The 19,557-nt window shown below is 58.3% G+C and carries 16 protein-coding genes; all 16 read left to right on the forward strand.

Going from position 1 to position 19,557, the window contains the following annotated elements; genetic code table 11:
- The first annotated feature begins 121 nt into the window (after positions 1–121).
- The 16 genes from MMG91_RS18080 (at position 122) to MMG91_RS18155 (ending at position 19,554) form a co-directional block, all read left to right on the forward strand.
- Positions 122–3,250, forward strand: a complete 3,129-nt coding sequence (locus MMG91_RS18080) for an Ig-like domain-containing protein (RefSeq protein WP_310660311.1) — start codon at positions 122–124, stop codon at positions 3,248–3,250.
- A 197-nt stretch (positions 3,251–3,447) separates the two neighbouring features.
- Positions 3,448–5,577 carry a flagellar biosynthesis protein FlhA gene (gene flhA, locus MMG91_RS18085; protein ID WP_310660312.1) on the forward strand — a complete coding sequence of 710 codons (2,130 nt, stop codon included), beginning with the start codon at positions 3,448–3,450 and terminating at the stop codon, positions 5,575–5,577.
- Positions 5,578–5,588: 11 nt separating this feature from the next.
- Positions 5,589–6,914, forward strand: coding sequence for a flagellar biosynthesis protein FlhF (gene flhF, locus MMG91_RS18090; RefSeq protein WP_310660313.1), 1,326 nt, complete (start codon positions 5,589–5,591; stop codon positions 6,912–6,914).
- A gap of 116 nt (positions 6,915–7,030) precedes the next feature.
- Positions 7,031–7,861 carry a flagellar synthesis regulator FleN gene (gene fleN / locus MMG91_RS18095; protein ID WP_003222917.1) on the forward strand — a complete coding sequence of 277 codons (831 nt, stop codon included), beginning with the start codon at positions 7,031–7,033 and terminating at the stop codon, positions 7,859–7,861.
- Positions 7,858–8,598 (forward strand): RNA polymerase sigma factor FliA, encoded by a 741-nt coding sequence (fliA, locus tag MMG91_RS18100; protein WP_007894214.1) that lies wholly within the window; start codon positions 7,858–7,860, stop codon positions 8,596–8,598. Before fleN ends, fliA begins: the two co-directional genes overlap by 4 nt.
- A 167-nt stretch (positions 8,599–8,765) precedes the next feature.
- Positions 8,766–9,137, forward strand: a complete 372-nt coding sequence (locus MMG91_RS18105) for a chemotaxis response regulator CheY (RefSeq protein WP_003183998.1) — start codon at positions 8,766–8,768, stop codon at positions 9,135–9,137.
- A 22-nt stretch (positions 9,138–9,159) separates the two neighbouring features.
- Positions 9,160–9,948: a protein phosphatase CheZ gene (locus tag MMG91_RS18110; protein ID WP_305448767.1), complete on the forward strand. Its 789-nt coding sequence runs from the start codon at positions 9,160–9,162 to the stop codon at positions 9,946–9,948.
- Between the two features lie 37 nt (positions 9,949–9,985).
- On the forward strand, positions 9,986–12,229 hold the full coding sequence (locus MMG91_RS18115; RefSeq protein ID WP_310660314.1) for a chemotaxis protein CheA: 2,244 nt from the start codon (positions 9,986–9,988) through the stop codon (positions 12,227–12,229).
- Positions 12,230–12,278: 49 nt separating this feature from the next.
- Complete coding sequence (locus MMG91_RS18120; RefSeq protein ID WP_310660315.1) at positions 12,279–13,409, forward strand: chemotaxis response regulator protein-glutamate methylesterase; 1,131 nt, start codon at positions 12,279–12,281, stop codon at positions 13,407–13,409.
- Positions 13,409–14,149, forward strand: coding sequence for a flagellar motor protein (locus tag MMG91_RS18125; protein ID WP_305448770.1), 741 nt, complete (start codon positions 13,409–13,411; stop codon positions 14,147–14,149). Before MMG91_RS18120 ends, MMG91_RS18125 begins: the two co-directional genes overlap by 1 nt.
- A gap of 15 nt (positions 14,150–14,164) precedes the next feature.
- The gene (gene motD / locus MMG91_RS18130) at positions 14,165–15,055 is read left to right on the forward strand and encodes a flagellar motor protein MotD (protein WP_305448771.1); all 891 of its coding nucleotides are present in this window, start codon (positions 14,165–14,167) and stop codon (positions 15,053–15,055) included.
- Between the two features lie 43 nt (positions 15,056–15,098).
- Positions 15,099–15,887 (forward strand): ParA family protein, encoded by a 789-nt coding sequence (locus MMG91_RS18135; protein ID WP_305448772.1) that lies wholly within the window; start codon positions 15,099–15,101, stop codon positions 15,885–15,887.
- A 30-nt stretch (positions 15,888–15,917) separates the two neighbouring features.
- Positions 15,918–16,784, forward strand: coding sequence for a CheW domain-containing protein (locus MMG91_RS18140; RefSeq protein ID WP_310660316.1), 867 nt, complete (start codon positions 15,918–15,920; stop codon positions 16,782–16,784).
- Positions 16,785–16,857: 73 nt separating this feature from the next.
- Positions 16,858–17,343: a chemotaxis protein CheW gene (locus MMG91_RS18145; RefSeq protein WP_007980742.1), complete on the forward strand. Its 486-nt coding sequence runs from the start codon at positions 16,858–16,860 to the stop codon at positions 17,341–17,343.
- The gene (locus MMG91_RS18150; RefSeq protein WP_305448774.1) at positions 17,344–17,739 is read left to right on the forward strand and encodes a DUF2802 domain-containing protein; all 396 of its coding nucleotides are present in this window, start codon (positions 17,344–17,346) and stop codon (positions 17,737–17,739) included.
- A 207-nt stretch (positions 17,740–17,946) separates the two neighbouring features.
- On the forward strand, positions 17,947–19,554 hold the full coding sequence (locus tag MMG91_RS18155) for a hypothetical protein (protein WP_310660317.1): 1,608 nt from the start codon (positions 17,947–17,949) through the stop codon (positions 19,552–19,554).
- Positions 19,555–19,557: the final 3 nt, after the last annotated feature.

Raw genomic sequence — 19,557 nt, forward strand, 5'->3', positions numbered from 1 at the left:
TGGAAGGCCTCTTCCCCACGGTCACCTGTTAGTTCTGACAGTAGGCGGGCGTTCAAATAAGGGCTCCAATAGCTTCGTCGCCTTGGGGCAGATTGCTCCGAGATAAATCGGAGGGTTTCTTATGAACGAAGCTATGGTAATGCCGGTCTTGAACGAGATTGACGATGCACAGGTTACTATCAATCACTTTCCAAACAGATCGGACAATGAGGCGGATTTGTTTTCGCTGAGCCCTCCTTACATCCCGGGACAGTTCATCGACATCGACTTTGCGCCAGCACAGGTGGGTGTCAACAAGCCCATGCTGTACACCCATGCCGATGGTCTGCTGGTGCTTGTTCAAGCCTATTTGAATATGGCTGAGCACGACGATATCAAGCTGTTCATCGACGACAAACTGGTTGCAAGCCTGGCGGTGCCTTCAGACCATGAAAATGCTGATCTTTCGTTGTATGTCGCCGCTGACAAGATCCCATCGGGCGTTCATGTCCTCAAGTACGACATTCAACGCAGCAGCGGTCAGCTACCGGAGTCGGCCGAGCTGACGGTCTGGTTCAAGATTGACCCCCCGGGCGGCCTCGACCCCGAGCCGGACGAGCCGGGTCATCAGTTGCTCAAGCCTGCGCAGCTGCAGTTGGCCTCGGGCAAGGTCATCGATCAGGAAGTGGCTGAAGAGGGCGTAACCGCCGTTGTGCCTGCCTGGCCGTTCATGGAAAAGGGCGATGAACTGTTTCTCCATTTCCATGGTGTGGTTATTCAGCGCACCGTGGCTGAAGAGGAGGTCGGCGAAGCGATTGAGGTCTTCATCACGCCGCGGGTGATTGCTGAGGCAGGTCCCGCACACCCGGCCGTCGTGGTTTATCAGCTCAGGGACCAGGTGCATAACGTCAGTGCTTTTTCTGAGCGTTTAACGATCATCAGTGACCCCGGGGTCAATTGGCTGGATCCGGTGTTTGTGCCGTTGGCCGGTAACGAGGACTGGGTAGGGCTCGATGAGGTGGGGTACGACGATCTGCTCGTCGAAATCGTGACGCGTCCAGGCTTTGCCCTCAATGAGAGGCTGCAGCTCAAATGGCTAAGCACGCCTCAGGGCGGTGTGGTGGTCGAGCACAGCGAGGAACAGACAATCACCCGCTTGGGCATTCAGAAGTTCGAGATTCCGAATGCTGTCGTGCTGGCCAGCGCGCCCGGTTTGGTACAGGTGGATTACCGGCGTACGAAGGTCGATGGTTCGCAGGATCCCTCTGAGCGCTATTGCCTGTCTGTGCTGGGCAAGAGCCTGCGTCTGCCTGCCCCACTGGTGTCGGATCTGGTTGGGGGGACTCTGGATTCCGGGTTGGCGCAAACGGTCGTGCAGTGTGGACCCGATGAGCGGATCAAAACGGGATGCCGGGTCACGCTCACTTGGTTAGGGACAACCGCATCGGGGCAGTCCCATCTCTACCAGGCTTATCGTGATGTCAGCGAGTCCCTGGAGGGCGAGGCTATTCCGTTTACCGTGCCAGCCAAGAATATCGGCCCGCTGATTCGGGGTTCTGTTGTCGTTTCCTATACGTTGAGTCATCCGTCGATGGGTGCACCCCTGGAGTCGGAGACATTGACCGCTCGTGTCGGAAAATTCGAGGCTAAACTGCCTGCTCCGAAGGTCGAGGGCGTGGTCGATGGGGTGCTCAATCCGAAAGATGTGCCTTACGGGACCAATATTGAAGTGGCAGCGGCTGCCTACACTCAGTTGGGAGACGTGGTGCATGTCGAGGGGCGTGGCGATACCCTTGAATCGGTGTTTCGGGATCGTTTGCTGATCGAGCATGGCAAGCAAGGCCAGGATCTTGACTTCTGGCTGGACGCATCGACGATCCAGGCCTTCCACGATCAATTCTTCAGCGTCTTGTGGTGGCTCGAGCGGCCGAAGACTTTGCCACAAGCGTCAGTAGCGCACGAGTTCTTCCTGGGTGAGGCATCGGCGGCCTTACAGCCGCCCACGGTCTGGCGTACGTCTGGTGGGACGCTTGACCCGATGGAAAACCCCACGGGCGCCACTGCGCGGGTGCATCTGGCAGCGCCGCGTCAGGACGATAGGGTGCAGCTAAAGGTCCTGGGGGCGCCAGGCGCGGGATCGCCGACGTTTGAACCTCTACCCCTGGACGCCGAAAATCGCGCGGCTTTCCCATTGACCACGGCGTTCATCGCGGAAAACCTGGGCAAAAAAGTCGAATTCAGTTACGAGCTGCACAGGAACTCCAGGACCCTCACATCCGAGTTGCTGGAATTGACCGTTAAAAAAATCATCGATCTGAATCCAGGCCTGACCGGTCCAAAAATTGCCGAGGCCGGCGCTGTGCCGCTTATCGACCTGAGGATCATCAAGACTGATCTGACATGCGTGATCAAGCCACCACTGCCAATTCCCGTGGTGGGGCAACGAGTCTGGATCGAGGTCAGCAGCGCCGGTGTCACGCCGCTGCGGTTGCGAGCAGGTACCCCGTTGACCGCCGAAGAGATCTCCCTGGGTATCAGCGTCAAGGCGGCTCGAAGCTGGTTTTATGCGCTCAAGGATCTTTCCCAATGCGAGGTGACGTGCAAAATCGCGCTGGGGAGTACCGACACTGAAAGCACTGCGTTGGTCCTGCCGAAGGCGCGGTACACGGTAAAAGTCACGTCGGCGTTGGCAATCAATGGTGCCCAGATGGATTTGAACGGCGTGAAAATCCTTGCCGCTCCCGGTTACGGCTTGCGGGAGAAGGAAGTTATTTTTAACACGGGAAAACGTACCCCTACCGGCGGTCGCCCAGGCTATACCTTTCGATCGACCAATCCCGCTGTCGCATCAGTGGATGGCAACGGTAAGGTCGTGGGGCTTAAAAATGGTTCGACCACCATCATCGCGAGGGATGCCGCCGGTGCTGAGGTTACCTACCCTGTTCGGGTGTCGAATGTTTACCGTTTGGTGCTCAATGAGTCTCGCTTTACGGCGAGTCAGGCGATCGGTTGGTTTGCCAGTATCGGGGCAATAGGGATTGGTCAAAACTATCTTCCCGTGGGTCCAGTGCTCCCCAGTCAATTCGTTGACTTCTCGTTGATTTTTGGAGGAATTGGTCCTTTTTACGGACGATTGCTTTCATTGAACCGTGACTTCCCGATTAGTTATGTCATCGCGCATGAGCTTGCTCCGGGCTCGGCATACGGGGGGCGTAACGTCCAGCTGAACGATCCGACGACTTGGCGACTCATGGCATACGTACCCACCTGACCAGTGGCGAATCGGAATCGTTTTTAGCGATCAGAGTGCGCGTGAAAAGGCAGCTTTCACGAGCACTTTTCGTATCGCTCCACCCTGTACCTCCTGCTCCTGTTCATTCAAGGCAAAAGTTGGAAGGCTTCTTGCAATAGCCGCCCTGCGCCTGCTTCAGGCGTCAAAAGTTTGCTTTAAAGGAACGGGGAAAACCGGTGGATCGCTCTCAGTTAATCAACACTGCACGCACAAACGTTGCCGACCTCAGTCGGGGCAATCTGGGTGTGCCGCTGTTGCTGCTGGTCATGCTGGCCATGATGATGTTGCCGGTGCCGCCGTTCCTGCTGGACGTGTTTTTCACCTTCAACATTGCCCTTTCCATCGTCGTGTTGCTGGTCTGCGTGTACGCTCTGCGGCCGCTGGATTTTGCGGTGTTCCCGACCATTCTGCTGGTGGCGACGTTGTTGCGACTGGCGCTGAACGTGGCCTCGACGCGGGTGGTGATGCTCCACGGTCAAGACGGCCATGCCGCCGCTGGCAAGGTGATCCAGGCCTTCGGTGAAGTGGTGATCGGCGGTAACTACGTGGTTGGTATCGTGGTGTTCGCGATTTTGATGATCATCAACTTCGTCGTTGTGACTAAGGGGGCCGGGCGGATTTCCGAGGTGAGCGCGCGTTTCACCCTCGATGCGATGCCCGGTAAACAGATGGCGATCGATGCCGACTTGAACGCCGGCCTGATCGATCAGAACCAGGCGAAACTGCGCCGGATGGAAGTGGCCCAGGAAGCCGAGTTCTATGGCTCCATGGACGGTGCCAGCAAGTTCGTACGCGGTGACGCCATCGCCGGCCTGCTGATTCTGTTCATCAACCTGATCGGCGGCATAGCAGTGGGTATCTTCCAGCACGGCATGACCTTTGGCGATGCCGGTCGGGTGTACGCCTTGTTGACCATCGGTGACGGTTTGGTGGCGCAATTGCCATCACTGCTGTTGTCGACTGCCGCCGCGATCATGGTGACTCGGGCTTCCGGCTCGGAAGACATGGGCAAGCAGATCAATCGTCAGATGTTCGCCTCGCCGAAAGCCCTGGCCGTGGCCGCTGGCTTGATGGCGGTGATGGGGCTGGTGCCGGGCATGCCGCACTTTTCCTTTCTGAGCATGGCAGCCTTGGCGGCCGGGGGCGCTTACCTGTTCTGGAAGAAGCAGAACGCCGTCAAGGTGCAGGCCCTGCAAGAGGTCAAGCGTCAGCAGGAGCTGTTGCCATCGCCGGCCCGCGCCCAGGAAACCAAGGAGCTTGGCTGGGATGACGTGACCCCGATCGACATGATCGGCCTGGAAGTCGGCTACCGCCTGATCCCGCTGGTGGATCGCAACCAGGGTGGTCAGTTGCTGGCGCGGATCAAGGGTGTGCGTAAAAAACTCTCCCAGGACCTGGGCTTCCTGATGCCGACGGTGCATATCCGTGACAACCTCGACCTGGCGCCAAGCGCCTACCGCCTGACCCTGATGGGCGTGATCCTGGCCGAGGCCGAGATTTACCCGGACCGCGAACTGGCGATCAACCCGGGGCAGGTCTATGGCACGCTCAACGGCATTACCGCCAAAGATCCGGCTTTTGGTCTGGAGGCAGTCTGGATCGAAATCAGCCAACGTGCGCAGGCGCAATCTCTCGGTTACACCGTGGTCGATGCCAGTACGGTAGTGGCAACGCACTTGAACCAGATTCTGTACAAGCATTCCAGCGAGCTGATTGGCCACGAAGAAGTCCAGCAACTCATGCAATTGCTGGCCAAAAGCTCACCGAAACTGGCCGAAGAACTGGTGCCGGGGGTGGTCTCGCTGTCGCAACTGCTCAAAGTCTTGCAGGCATTGCTGGCCGAACAGGTGCCGGTACGAGACATTCGCAGCATTGCCGAAGCCATCGCGAACAACGCCGCCAAGAGTCAAGATACTGCCGCTTTGGTGGCCGCGGTGCGCGTCGGCGTATCCCGTGCAATCGTGCAAAGCATTGTAGGCACTGAGTCGCAGCTGCCAGTGATCACCTTGGAACCAAGGTTGGAACAAATATTGCTCAATAGTCTTCAGAAGGCAGGACAAGGCTCGGAAGAGGGTGTTCTGCTGGAGCCAAGCATGGCAGAGAAGCTGCAACGCTCGTTGATTGAAGCGGCGCAGCGTCAGGAAATGCAAGGTCAACCGGTGATTCTGCTGGTGGCCGGCCCGGTGCGCGCGATGCTCTCGCGATTCGGTCGGCTGGCAGTCCCGGGTTTGCATGTGTTGGCTTATCAGGAAATTCCTGACAACAAGCAAGTGACCATCGTTGCGACAGTAGGGCCCAACGGCTGAGGTAGTGGTTTATGCAAGTTAAGCGTTTTTTCGCCGCCGATATGCGTCAGGCCATGAAACTGGTTCGTGATGAGCTGGGCGCCGATGCCGCCATCATTGGCAATCGCCGGATCGCCGGCGGTGTCGAGCTGACGGCCGCCCTGGATTACAAATTGTCGGCGCTGGCCCCGCGTGTTCCGAACATGGAACTCGAAGACGAGCTGCGCAAGACCCAATCGCGGATCGTCACCGCCCAGGCCGAACTGAGCCTGCGTGGCGATGGCGAGAGCGACAAGAGCACCAATCGCCAATTGTTCGCCGGCCTGCCGTTGACCGCCGCCGAGCCGCTGATTGAACCGACATTGGCCGAGCCTCGGCGTTCGGCCTCTGCGCCTGCCGCAGCGACCGGCGTTGACCCGCGTGCATTCGATTCGATGCGTTTCGAACTCAACAGCCTGCGTGAACTGATGGAAGTGCAACTGGGTTCGCTGGCCTGGAATCAGTTGCAAGGCAGCCGCCCGGCCCAGGCCAACCTCTGGCGTCGTCTGCAGCGCATCGGTCTGTCCGGTCCGTTGTCGCGCGATCTGCTGGCACTGATTACCGACATTGAAGAACCCCGTCAGGCCTGGCGCATGTTGCTCGCGCACCTGGCGCGGATGATCGCCACCCCGGAAGTCGAGCCATTGGAAGAGGGCGGTGTGATTGCGATGGTCGGCCCGGCCGGCATGGGCAAGACCACCACGCTGGCCAAACTCGCCGCCCGTTACGTGCTCAAGTACGGCGCGCAAAACATCGCGCTGGTGAGCATGGACAGCTACCGCATCGGTGCTCAGGAACAGCTCAAGACCCTGGGACGCATCCTCAACGTGTCGGTCACCCACGTCGACCCGGGCCAATCGCTGGTGCAGGCGTTGGAGCCTTTGCTGCGCAAACGCGTGGTGTTGATCGATACCGCCGGCCTTCAGGCCAGCGATCCGGCACTGCGCATGCAGCTCGAAAGCCTGGCCGGACGGGGCATCAAATCAAAAAATTATCTGGTCTTGGCAACCACCAGTCAAAAACAGGTTCTAACCGCTGCTTATCACAGTTACAAGCGCTGCGGCCTCGCTGGCTGCATCCTGACTAAACTGGATGAAACGGCAAGCTTGGGTGAGGTGTTGAGCCTGGCCATTAGTCATGAATTGCCGGTGGCTTACCTGACCGATGGCCCGCGGATTCCGGATGATTTGCATCTGCCGCGTCGTCATCAGTTGGTCAGCCGCGCCGTTAGCGTGCAAATGCAGGAAGAACCCAGCGAAGAAGCCATGGCTGATATGTTCGCTGATATTTACCACAGTCCGACCAAGCGGGTTGGCTGAGGTATTAATGAACAGTTTTTGTACCTACATCGATGGTCTGCCATGCATTGTTCAGTTGGTGAACGCGCAGCCAGTAATGTGGCCTCCGTCTAAGTAAGACAAGGTAAAGAAATAACATGGGCAGCATGCATCCCGTACAGGTGATCGCGGTGACCGGCGGCAAAGGTGGCGTCGGGAAGACTAACGTGTCAGTGAACTTGTCCCTGGCTCTAGCTGAGCTCGGCCGGCGCGTCATGCTGCTGGATGCCGATCTGGGGCTGGCGAACGTCGACGTCCTGCTGGGGCTGACACCCAAACGTACCCTGGCCGACGTGATCGAAGGCCGCTGTGAGCTGCGCGACGTGCTGTTGCAGGGGCCTGGCGGGATCCGCATCGTCCCGGCTGCGTCCGGCACCCAGAGCATGGTTCATCTGAGCCCGGCCCAGCATGCCGGCCTGATCCAGGCCTTCAGCGACATCGGCGACAACCTTGACGTATTGGTGATCGACACCGCTGCGGGCATTGGTGACTCGGTAGTCAGTTTCGTCCGCGCAGCGCAAGAAGTCTTGCTGGTGGTGTGCGACGAGCCGACCTCCATCACTGACGCCTACGCGCTGATCAAACTGCTTAACCGCGACTACGGCATGAATCGTTTCCGCGTCCTGGCCAACATGGCGCAGAGCCCGCAGGAAGGCCGCAACCTGTTCGCCAAGTTGACCAAGGTCACGGATCGTTTCCTCGACGTCGCCTTGCAATACGTCGGTGCGGTGCCTTACGACGAAAGCGTGCGCAAGGCCGTGCAGAAGCAGCGTGCCGTCTACGAAGCCTTCCCGCGTTCCAAGTGCGCCCTGGCGTTCAAGGCCATTGCGCAGAAGGTCGATACCTGGCCGCTGCCGGCCAACCCGCGTGGTCATCTGGAATTTTTCGTCGAGCGCCTCGTGCAACAGACCGCAGGACCCGTCCTATGACAGCCAGTGGCTACAACCTCTACAAGAAGTCGGCACGTGACGCGCAGTACGAGCTGATCGAGCGTTACGCGCCACTGGTCAAACGCATTGCCTACCACTTGCTGGCGCGTTTGCCTGCCAGTGTCCAGGTCGAAGACTTGATCCAGGCCGGGATGATCGGCCTGCTGGAAGTATCAACCAAATACGACGCCAGCAAAGGCGCGAGTTTCGAGACGTACGCGGGCATTCGAATCCGCGGCGCGATGCTCGATGAAGTGCGCAAGGGGGACTGGGCACCACGTTCGGTTCACCGCAATACCCGCATGGTCAGCGACGCAATTCGCTCGATTGAAGCTAAAACCGGTCGTGACGCTAAAGATCACGAAGTTGCGGCCGAACTCCAATTGAGTCTCGACGATTATTACGGAATTTTGAACGACACCCTGGGCAGCCGGTTATTCAGTTTCGACGATCTGTTGCAGGACGGCGAACACGAAGGGCTGCACGAGGATGGCGCCAGTGCTCATCTCGAGCCGTCACGCGATCTGGAAGATGAACGCTTCCAGGCGGCGCTGGCGGACGCGATTGCCAATTTGCCGGAGCGTGAGCGACTGGTGTTGGCGCTGTACTACGACGAAGAGTTGAATCTCAAGGAAATCGGTGAGGTCCTGGGGGTCAGCGAATCGCGGGTCAGCCAGTTACACAGCCAGTGCGCGGCCCGTTTGCGGGGGCGTTTGGGGGAGTGGCGAGCGCGCTGAAGGCAGTGTGGGGACACTGCGAATGGAGCGGGTGTGGTGTTGAACTGCGCCGGTCTCGATCTGTTGTGCTCCAGACAGTCATTGAGTGCTTTGCCGGATTGATTGAAATGGCGCGTCCAGGTGCTGGGCGCGTTTAAGACTGCTTGGAGGTCGAATTGGACAAGAACATGAAAATCCTCATCGTTGATGACTTCTCAACGATGCGGCGGATCATAAAAAACCTGTTGCGTGACCTTGGGTTCACCAACACGGTCGAGGCTGACGATGGCACCACTGCCATTCCGGTGCTCAACAGCGGGAGCATCGACTTTCTGGTAACGGACTGGAACATGCCTGGCATGACCGGTATCGACCTGCTGCGTCACGTGCGCGCCGATGAAAAGCTCAAGCACCTGCCGGTGCTGATGGTGACCGCTGAAGCCAAGCGCGAGCAAATCATCGAAGCGGCCCAGGCCGGTGTTAACGGCTATGTGGTCAAACCCTTCACAGCCCAGGCGTTGAAAGAAAAAATCGAGAAGATTTTCGAACGCATCGGTTGATGTACTGCGCCACGGGGGAGCTATGGAGCATAACGAATCTTCACAGGGCGATTTTGAGTCGACCCTGAAAAAACACGCGGTCGAACTGGTCGAAAGCCTTGAAAAAGGCAGGTTCGGCGACGCTGTGCAACTGATCCATGAGCTCAACCAGACCCGTGACCGCGGCCTGTACCAGGAAGTGGGCAAGCTCACCCGCGAGCTGCATAGCGCGATCGTCAATTTCCAGATTGACCCGCACATGCCGCAAGCCGAGGAAGTGTCTCAGATCACGGATGCCACCGAGCGCCTGGGTTATGTGGTCAAGCTGACCGAGGCCGCGGCCAACCGCACCATGGACCTGGTGGAAAATGCCACGCCACTGATCAACAGCCTGAGCGACGAAGCTCAGGCGCTGAGCACGGATTGGGGACGGTTCATGCGTCGCGAAGTCGGGGCTGAAGAGTTCCGCGAACTGGCTCGGCGGGTCGACGGTTTCCTGACACGCAGCAGCGAAGACAACCGCATCGTGTCGAGCAACCTCAACGACATTCTGCTGGCCCAGGATTACCAGGACCTCACCGGTCAGGTGATCAAGCGCGTGACCCAATTGGTCACCGACGTTGAAAGCAACCTGCTCAAGCTCGTGCTCATGGCCAGTCAGGTCGACCGCTTTGCGGGTATCGAACATGACCGTGAAGCGATGCTGGCTGAAAAAGATCCACAAAAACATCTCTCGCAGGGTGAAGGTCCGCAGATTCATGCCGATAAAAGAGAAGATGTTGTGTCCGGTCAGGACGATGTGGACGATTTGCTATCCAGTCTTGGATTTTAGTTTTCTGGGTTTTTAGACCTGTAGGAGCACCCCCTTAATGAGCTTCGGCGCCGATGAAGAGATCCTTCAGGATTTCCTGGTTGAGGCCGGCGAGATTCTAGAGCAACTGTCCGAACAGCTGGTCGAGCTTGAAAGCCGACCGGATGATGCGGACTTGCTCAATGCAATTTTTCGCGGTTTTCACACTGTAAAAGGGGGCGCCGGCTTCCTCCAGCTCAACGAGCTGGTGGAGTGCTGTCACATCGCCGAGAACGTGTTTGACATCCTGCGCAAGGGTGAACGACGCGTCGACTCGGAACTGATGGACGTGGTTCTCGAAGCACTGGACGCGGTGAACAGCATGTTCAGCGAAGTCCGCGAGCGCAGCCCGATCACGGCTGCCACGCCTGAATTACTGGCTGCCCTGGCCCGTCTGGCCGAGCCGCAAACCGCCGATGAAGCGGCGCCTGTTGCTGAAGCGGTGCAAGCACCTGCCGCCGAAAGCGAATCAGGCGACATCACCGATAACGAATTTGAACAACTGCTGGACTCGCTGAATGCCGTCAAGGCTCAGGCCGAGGCTCCCGTGGTTGTTTCGCCGCCTGCCGCCGATGTGGCAACCAGCGACGAAATCACCGATGCCGAGTTCGAGTCGTTGCTCGATCAATTGCACGGCAAAGGCCAGTTCGCCGCCGATGCAGTGGTTGCGGCATCCGCCGCACCGGCTGCCCCGAAAGCGGCAGGCGACAGCTCCGACATCACCGACGACGAGTTCGAGGCACTGCTCGATCAGTTGCACGGCAAAGGCAACTTTGCCGTCGATGCATTGGAGTCGGCGATTGCTTCGGCTCCGGCCCCGGCTGCGCCAACCGCTAAAGCGGCCGGCGACGATCTGATCTCCGATCATGAGTTCGAATCGCTGCTCGACGAATTGCATGGCAAAGGCAAGTTCACCGAGGTTGGCACTGGCGCAGTGGTTTCTGCTCCTGTCGCCAAGGCGCCAGCACCGGCTGCGAAACCTGTGGCCAAAGCGCCCGAGCCAAAAGTCGAATCGCCGAAACCGGCCGCCGCTGCTGCACCGGCTCCTGCCCGTGCCCCGTCTGCGCCACCACCAGAAAAACCGGCCAGCGAAGCCGAGACCACCGTGCGGGTCGATACCGCGCGTCTCGACGAAATCATGAACATGGTCGGCGAGTTGGTACTGGTGCGTAACCGCCTGGTCCGTCTGGGCCTCAACAGCGGCGACGAAGCCATGTCCAAGGCCGTGTCGAACCTCGACGTGGTCACGGCCGACCTGCAAACCGCGGTCATGAAGACCCGGATGCAGCCGATCAAGAAAGTCTTCGGACGCTTCCCGCGTCTGGTTCGCGACCTGGCTCGCCAGCTCAAGAAAGAGATCAACCTGGAGCTGGTCGGCGAAGAAACCGACCTCGACAAGAACCTCGTCGAGGCCCTGGCAGACCCGCTGGTCCACTTGGTGCGCAACTCGGTCGACCACGGTATCGAAGAGCCGGCTGATCGCGAAGCGATGGGCAAGCCTCGCAGCGGCAAGGTGATCCTGTCCGCCGAACAGGAAGGCGACCACATCCTGCTGTCCATCTCCGATGACGGCAAGGGTATGGACGCTGATGTTTTGCGCGGTATCGCCGTGAAAAAAGGTCTGATGGACAAGGATGCGGCGGACCGTCTCAGCGAGTCCGATTGCTTCAACCTGATCTTCGCGCCGGGTTTCTCGACCAAGACCGAGATTTCCGACGTCTCCGGGCGCGGCGTGGGCATGGACGTGGTGAAAACCAAAATCGCCCAGCTCAACGGCACCATCAATATCTACTCGACCAAGGGCAAGGGCTCGAAGATCGTCATCAAGGTCCCGTTGACCTTGGCGATCATGCCGACGCTGATGGTCATGCTCGGCAACCAGGCGTTCGCGTTCCCGCTGGTGAACGTCAATGAAATCTTCCACCTCGACCTGTCGCGCACCAACGTGGTGGACGGCCAGGAAGTGGTGATCGTGCGGGACAAGGCACTGCCTCTGTTCTACCTCAAGCGCTGGCTGGTCAGCTCCGCCGCTCACGAAGAGCAGCGCGAAGGCCATGTGGTGATCCTTTCGGTGGGCACTCAGCGGATCGGCTTCGTCGTCGACCAGCTGGTGGGCCAGGAAGAAGTGGTCATCAAGCCATTGGGCAAAATGCTCCAGGGAACCCCGGGCATGTCCGGCGCCACCATCACCGGTGACGGCCGCATTGCGCTGATTCTCGATGTCCCGAGCATGCTCAAGCGTTACGCCGCACGGCGTATTTGATTCTGGGGGAGCGGGGCGACTGAGCCTCGCCCCGTCTAACGGAGTGTTTATGGCAGTCAAAGTCCTGGTGGTGGACGATTCGGGGTTTTTCCGCCGCCGCGTCTCGGAAATTCTTTCAGCGGATTCGAATATCCAGGTCGTCGGTACGGCGACCAACGGCAAAGAGGCGATCGATCAGGCGCTGGCCCTCAAGCCAGACGTGATCACCATGGACTACGAGATGCCGATGATGGATGGCATCACGGCGGTGCGGCACATCATGCAGCGCTGCCCGACCCCGGTGTTGATGTTCTCCTCGCTGACTCACGAAGGCGCGCGGGTCACCCTCGATGCGCTGGACGCCGGCGCGGTGGACTTCCTGCCGAAGAATTTCGAAGACATCTCCCGTAACCCGGAGAAGGTCAAGCAACTGCTGTGCGAGAAGATTCTCAGCATCTCGCGCAGTAATCGTCGCGCCAGTACTTACAGCACCCCGACCCCGGTGGCTGCGCCAGCCCCGACACCTGCGCCTTCGAGCGTCAGCAGCTACGGCAGCAGCGCGCCTGCGCGTCCGGCACCGGCACCGATTCCGGCTCGCACCCATGCAGCGACGCCGTCGTCTCCGGCGCCGAAACGCAAAGCCTACAAACTGGTCGCCATCGGTACCTCCACTGGTGGCCCGGTTGCCCTGCAACGGGTTCTGACGCAGTTGCCGGCCAACTTCCCGGCACCGATCGTGCTGATCCAGCACATGCCAGCCGCCTTCACCAAAGCTTTCGCCGAGCGTCTGGACAAGCTGTGCCGCATCAGCGTCAAGGAAGCCGAGGATGGCGACATCCTGCGTCCAGGCCTGGCGCTGCTGGCTCCGGGTGGCAAGCAAATGATGATCGACGGCCGTGGCGCGGTGAAAATCCTGCCGGGCGACGAACGTCTGAACTACAAACCGTGCGTGGATATCACCTTCGGTTCCGCGGCCAAGTCCTACGGCGACAAAGTTCTGGCGGTGGTCCTGACCGGCATGGGCGCCGACGGTCGCGAAGGCGCGCGTCTGCTCAAGCAGGGCGGCAGTGCGATCTGGGCTCAGGATGAAGCCAGCTGCGTGATCTACGGCATGCCAATGGCGATCGTCAAAGCCGAGCTCGCAGACGCGGTGTACAGCCTGGACGATATCGGCCGACACCTGGTCGAGGCGTGTCTCTGATGGATGTACTCAGCCTTATCGGGATCATCATGGCGTTCGTCGCCATCATTGGCGGCAACTACCTTGAAGGTGGTCACCTCGGCGCGTTGGCCAACGGCCCGGCAGCGTTGATCGTGCTCGGTGGGACCGTCGGTGCGGCGCTGCTGCAATCGCCGATGAGCGCCTTCAAGCGCGCCATGCAGATTCTCGCCTGGATTCTTTTTCCTCCGCGCGTGGACCTGGCCGGCGGCATCGATCGCGTCGTGAACTGGAGCCTGACCGCCCGCAAGGAAGGTTTGCTCGGACTGGAAGGGGTGGCTGATGCCGAACCCGACAGCTACTCACGTAAGGGGCTGCAACTGCTGGTGGACGGCGCCGAGCCGGAAGCGATTCGCAGCATTCTGGAAGTGGATTTCTACACCCAGGAAAGCCGCGACATCGAAGCCGCCAAAGTCTTTGAAAGCATGGGCGGCTACGCGCCGACCATCGGCATCATCGGTGCGGTGATGGGCCTGATCCACGTCATGGGCAACCTGGCCGATCCGTCGCAACTGGGCAGCGGTATTGCCGTCGCCTTCGTCGCCACCATTTACGGCGTGGCCAGTGCCAACCTGATGCTGCTGCCGATTGCCGCCAAGCTCAAATCCATCGCATTGCGGCAGTCGCGTTATCGCGAGATGTTGCTGGAAGGGATCCTGTCGATCGCCGAAGGTGAAAACCCTCGCTCTATTGAATTGAAGCTTCAGGGTTTCATGGATTGATGGGGGAAATGAACCATGGCACGTCGCAGGCAACCTGAAGAACACGTAAACCATGAACGCTGGCTCGTTTCCTACGCCGACTTCATTACGTTGCTGTTCGCTTTCTTCGTGGTGATGTACTCGATTTCTTCGATCAACGAAGGCAAGTACAAGGTCATTTCCGAGGCGCTGATCGGGGTGTTTACCGACTCCGATCGCGCCCTCAAGCCGATCCCCATCGGCGAAGAACGGCCGAAAACCGTGACCCCGGCCAAGCCGCTGGTCAAGGACAGCGAGCAGGTCGATGCCGGCATCGCCGGTGCCAGCGATCCGCTCAAAAGCATTGCCGATGACATTAGCGCGGCATTCGGCGACTTGATCAGCTCCAACCAGATGACCGTGCGCGGCAATGAGTTGTGGGTCGAGATCGAGCTCAATTCCAGCCTGTTGTTCGGCAGCGGCGATGCCATGCCCAGCGACATCGCCTTCAACATCATCGACAAGGTCGCCGCGATTCTCAGGCCGTTCGACAATCCGATCCACGTCGAAGGTTTTACCGACGATCAGCCGATTCGCACTGCGCAATACCCGACCAACTGGGAGCTGTCCTCAGCGCGTTCGGCGAGCATCGTGCGCATGCTGGCGATGCAGGGTGTAAACCCCGGTCGTCTGGCGTCGGTGGGTTATGGCGAGTTCCAGCCAGTGGCCAATAACGCCACCGCCGAAGGCCGGGCGCGTAACCGTCGGGTGGTATTGGTTGTTTCACGAAATCTCGATGTACGCCGCAGCCTCACCGGTACCGGAACGGCTCATGCACAACCGGATGCCGCGTTGAAGCGGGCTGGCACACAAACTGCACCGGCTCCGGTCAAGTCGCCGGGACGAGAGAGCGCCGTCAATTCTCCGTCACCCGCATTAATACGTTGAGCTATTTCTCGGTCGACCTTTTTGACCGGGAGGAACAATCCGAATGAGAGTCTGGGCAGTCGCCAATCAAAAGGGTGGTGTCGGTAAAACCACTTCCTCCATCGCTTTAGCCGGTTTGCTGGCTGAGGCGGGCAAGCGCGTGGTTGTGGTCGATCTCGACCCGCACGGCTCCATGACCAGCTACTTCGGTTACGACCCCGACAGCCTGGAACACAGCAGTTACGACCTGTTTCTGCACAAGGGCAGCGTGCCGCAAGGCTTGCCCGGTCAGTTGCTGATGCCCACCAGTGACGAACGCATTTCCCTGTTGCCATCGAGCACCGCGCTGGCAACCCTTGAGCGCCAGTCGCCGGGGCAGAGTGGTCTGGGTCTGGTGATCGCCAAGAGCCTGGCGCAGTTGTGGCAGGACTTCGATTACGCCGTGATCGACAGCCCCCCGTTGCTCGGCGTGCTGATGGTCAATGCCTTGGCGGCCAGCCAGCAGTTGGTGATCCCGGTGCAGACCGAGCATCTGGCCGTCAAAGGCCTGGAGCGCATGGTCAACACCCTGGCGATGATCAACCGCTCACGCAAACAGGCGCTGCCGTTCAGCATCGTACCGACCCTGTTCGACCGCCGCACTCAGGCTTCCCTCAGCACCCTTCGCGTGCTGCGCGACAAGTACCCGGAAGAAATCTGGCAAGGCTACATCCCGATCGACACCCGCTTGCGTGACGCGAGCCGGGCAGGGCTGACGCCTTCGCAATTCGATGGCAAGAGTCGCGGCGTTCTCGCCTACCGCGCACTGCTCAAGCATCTGCTCGCCCAGCAACTTGTTCCGCAGGTGGCTTGAGATGAGCCTGATTCCTACGATGGTATTCGCATGACCCGGCCGGTGAAGATCACCTCGCGCCCGCAATTGGCCCTTCAGTCTTATCTGGATGGCTTGCTGCAGGACGCGACCGAAGAGCTGTTGCCTGAAGTCGAGGCGCTGCCCGAGGTTGTCGAGGCTGAAGCTGCCCTGGACGAGTTCCAGGCTGCCGTGCTTGAGGAACAGGCCCGTGATGCGCAGAAACCGGCAGTGGCCGCTGCACCTATCGTTGCGCCAGTGGTGAAAGCACCGGTGGCCGTGATCGACGCTCCGGCACCGATTCTGGCGCCCGTGTCGACGATTGCACCACTGCTGCAAGCGTTGGTGCCGCCGGTGGTTGAAGTTCATCTGCCGCCAAGCAACACGCCGCCACCGGTGGAAACCGACGGTCGTCCGGCATGGGCTGCCGAGCCGTTCGAATGCCTGTTGTTCGACGTCGCCGGGTTGACCCTGGCGGTGCCATTGGTATGCCTGGGCTCGATTTATTCCCTGGCCGGTCACGAGCTGACACCGTTGTTCGGTCAGCCGGAATGGTTCCTCGGGATCCTGCCGAGCCAGGCCGGTAACCTGAAAGTTCTGGACACGGCACGTTGGGTCATGCCGGATCGTTATCGCGATGATTTCCGCCAGGGCCTGCAATACGTTATTTCGGTTCAGGGTTACGAGTGGGGGCTGGCGGTGCATCAGGTCAGCCGCTCATTGCGCCTGGACCCGAACGAAATCAAATGGCGCAGCCACCGGGGGCAACGGCCATGGCTGGCGGGCACGGTGATTGAGCACATGTGTGCCTTGCTAGACGTTTCCGCACTGGCCGAGCTGATCGCCAGCGGTGGGGCGAAGCATATGTCCGGCACTAAACCGGGCCACAAACCGACATAACCAACACGCATCGGCATTCAGTGCCGTCGCACAGAACACACACCGCCAGGGCGGTTTTTTGAGGGGTCAGGGTATGAATGATAAGGCGACAGCTGCAAAGGGTTCCGAAGATCCGATCCTGCAATGGGTAACCTTCAAGCTGGACAACGAAACCTACGGCATCAACGTGATGCGCGTTCAGGAAGTCCTGCGCTACACCGAAATCGCCCCGGTCCCGGGTGCTCCGAGCTACGTGCTGGGCATCATCAACCTGCGCGGTAACGTCGTCACCGTGATCGACACCCGTCAGCGCTTCGGCCTGATGAATGCCGAGATCAGCGACAACACCCGTATCGTCATCATCGAAGCCGACAAGCAAGTGGTCGGGATCATGGTCGACAGCGTGGCCGAAGTGGTTTACCTGCGTCAGTCGGAAATCGAGACCGCGCCGAACGTCGGTAACGAAGAGTCCGCCAAGTTCATTCAAGGCGTGTGCAACAAGAACAACGAACTGCTGATCCTGGTCGAGCTGGACAAGATGATGAGCGAAGAAGAATGGTCGGAACTGGAGAGTATCTGATTGATTCTTGAGGTAGCTGTCATTGTCCTGTTCCTCTTCTGGGCAGGCACGCTGGCGATGTTCCTGGCGTACATCCGCGCCCAGCGGCAGATCGCCACGCAACAGGCCGAGGGCGATGCGCTGCGCGATCAGCGCATCAAGGACCTGGCCAAGCGGGTCGACGACTACCAGAACGGCAACGTGCGCATGGGTGAAGACCTGCACGAACTGCGCGCCGTCGTCGGCCCGTTGCCGGACAAACTGGCGCAGCTGGAGCAGCGTGATCCGTCGAGCCTTTCATTCGCCCAGGCCGCGCGTCTGGTGGGGATGGGGGCCAGCGTCGATGAACTGACTCAGTCTTGCGGGTTGACCCAGGCTGAGGCGGAGTTGATGAGCAAGTTGCACAGAAGCAGCTAGAAGCTACGCACTACACACAAAATCAAAGATCGCAGCCTTCGGCAGCTACTACATGGGTTCGTAATTACCTGTAGGAGTTGAAGAAGGCTGCGATCTTTTTATTATGCACGAATAACCGTTTGTCGGAACTGTCAGAACTGACAGTAGATGCCGTTCTGCGGCACTCAACATACTCAAGATTAAATATATTTTATCGGGAGTGTGAATATGAAATGTCTCTTGTTTTTAACGATATGGTTTGCCGCTAGTGTCAATGCCATGTCCGGCCAGGCATTGGTAACGGACTTGAATGCCAAGTACATGAGTAATGTTGCGCAGTGTTTGAACGGTTTGCCAGCCTACTACTGTTCCGGTATTACCTTGCGGGCGGTAGACTACAGCGCATTTTTCAAATTTTGGGATTATGGGTCAAAAGCAACAACATTGGGCTCAGTGGTCTTCACTTATATCCGAGCCGATATTGGCAGTACAACATTGAATGGTAACAGGAAAAGCGGTTTCATATTAAAAGATCAAACTTCGGCGCTGGCGGAAGGTAAAGCTCTGAACCTGCGTTGTATTTTCCCTTTTCCAACCGAATCGCTTGATGTCCGGGCAGATCACGGGTGTGGATTTGCACCTAAGGCGGTACAACTGGACGCGGATCTTGCCAATTGTGCAAAGTTGGTAGTTCCTGCAATAACGGCTGCTGCCTGGTTGAAAAATTTTCAGGAACATAGTTCATTACCGAAGAATCAGTGTTCGCTGAGCACGATGGTGGCGGGACAGTTCAAGGCCAGCCTCGAAGCGCATGGCCTTGTTGATGCGACCTGGGCGGCTAAACCGATGGAAGTGCTGGTTGAAACCTGGGATAAGAGTAAGCCGGAAAAACTGCCCATTGAGGCGGTGTTTTACGAGGCGTCGGCTCCGGCCAAACTAGTCGATGCGCAGAAATTTCAGCGTGAGTATTATCTGGCAACCTCGTTGTATGTTCCTATTGTCAAATTGAGTCTCGCGGCGACAGATAAGAATGTTTTCAGCTTCTCTGCGTTCGATCAAGTCTTCGGCGAGGCAGTCGCTGAACAGCTGAATGCGCGCTATGAGAATGTCTCGGACAGTTGCGGAGATGCAGCGGCTTATTTGTGTAGTGGTGTTTTGGTTAGAACCACAAAAGCAACGCCGAATTATCACGCGTGGGACCCGAGCGATAATTCGATAGCTCGTAATGGTGTTTCATTTTCTTATCTTCGTCGTGATGTACGCATGGAGAAGCTTTACATTGGTGAAGGTCAGGGATTTGTATTCAAGGGCCTAGAGGCTGCAAATAAAATTGGCTCTTATCCGACACCTGTACGTTGTTCGTTTCCTACGGATGGAGCCACTTCGCATCGAGTGCAGTCGTGCGGTCATCACGTTTATTTTCCAAATGCTGGTGAATCCTGCCCGGAAATAGGTGTTAATACACTGGTAAAGTGGAAAGAGCACTTTCACTCAGTAGATATAGGTAATAGATACTTTCATCAGTGTGCACTCGGGCCAAGCAGGGATCAATTTTCGATTTTCCTCCAGGCTCGAAATAATTTTGATGACCTCATCAATCTGAATTGGGCTAACAATGTGGAGATAGCTGCCTGGCCTCCCGGGATCCCAAGACAGTTACCTTTAGAGGCTTTTATTTACGTTCAATCCGCTAATCCTGAGGCGGCCCGTGCCGGTGCTCAATACATGCAGCAGGATTATTTTAATATGACAACTCAGTATCTACCTGTGATCCGTGTAACCTTTGAAGGTGGGCAGGCGAAATTTGATTTTTTTCCAGAAGATCAAGCGCAATGAGTT

The sequence above is a fragment of the Pseudomonas sp. JL3 genome, from assembly GCF_031570575.1.
Lineage (GTDB): Bacteria > Pseudomonadota > Gammaproteobacteria > Pseudomonadales > Pseudomonadaceae > Aquipseudomonas > Aquipseudomonas cucumis.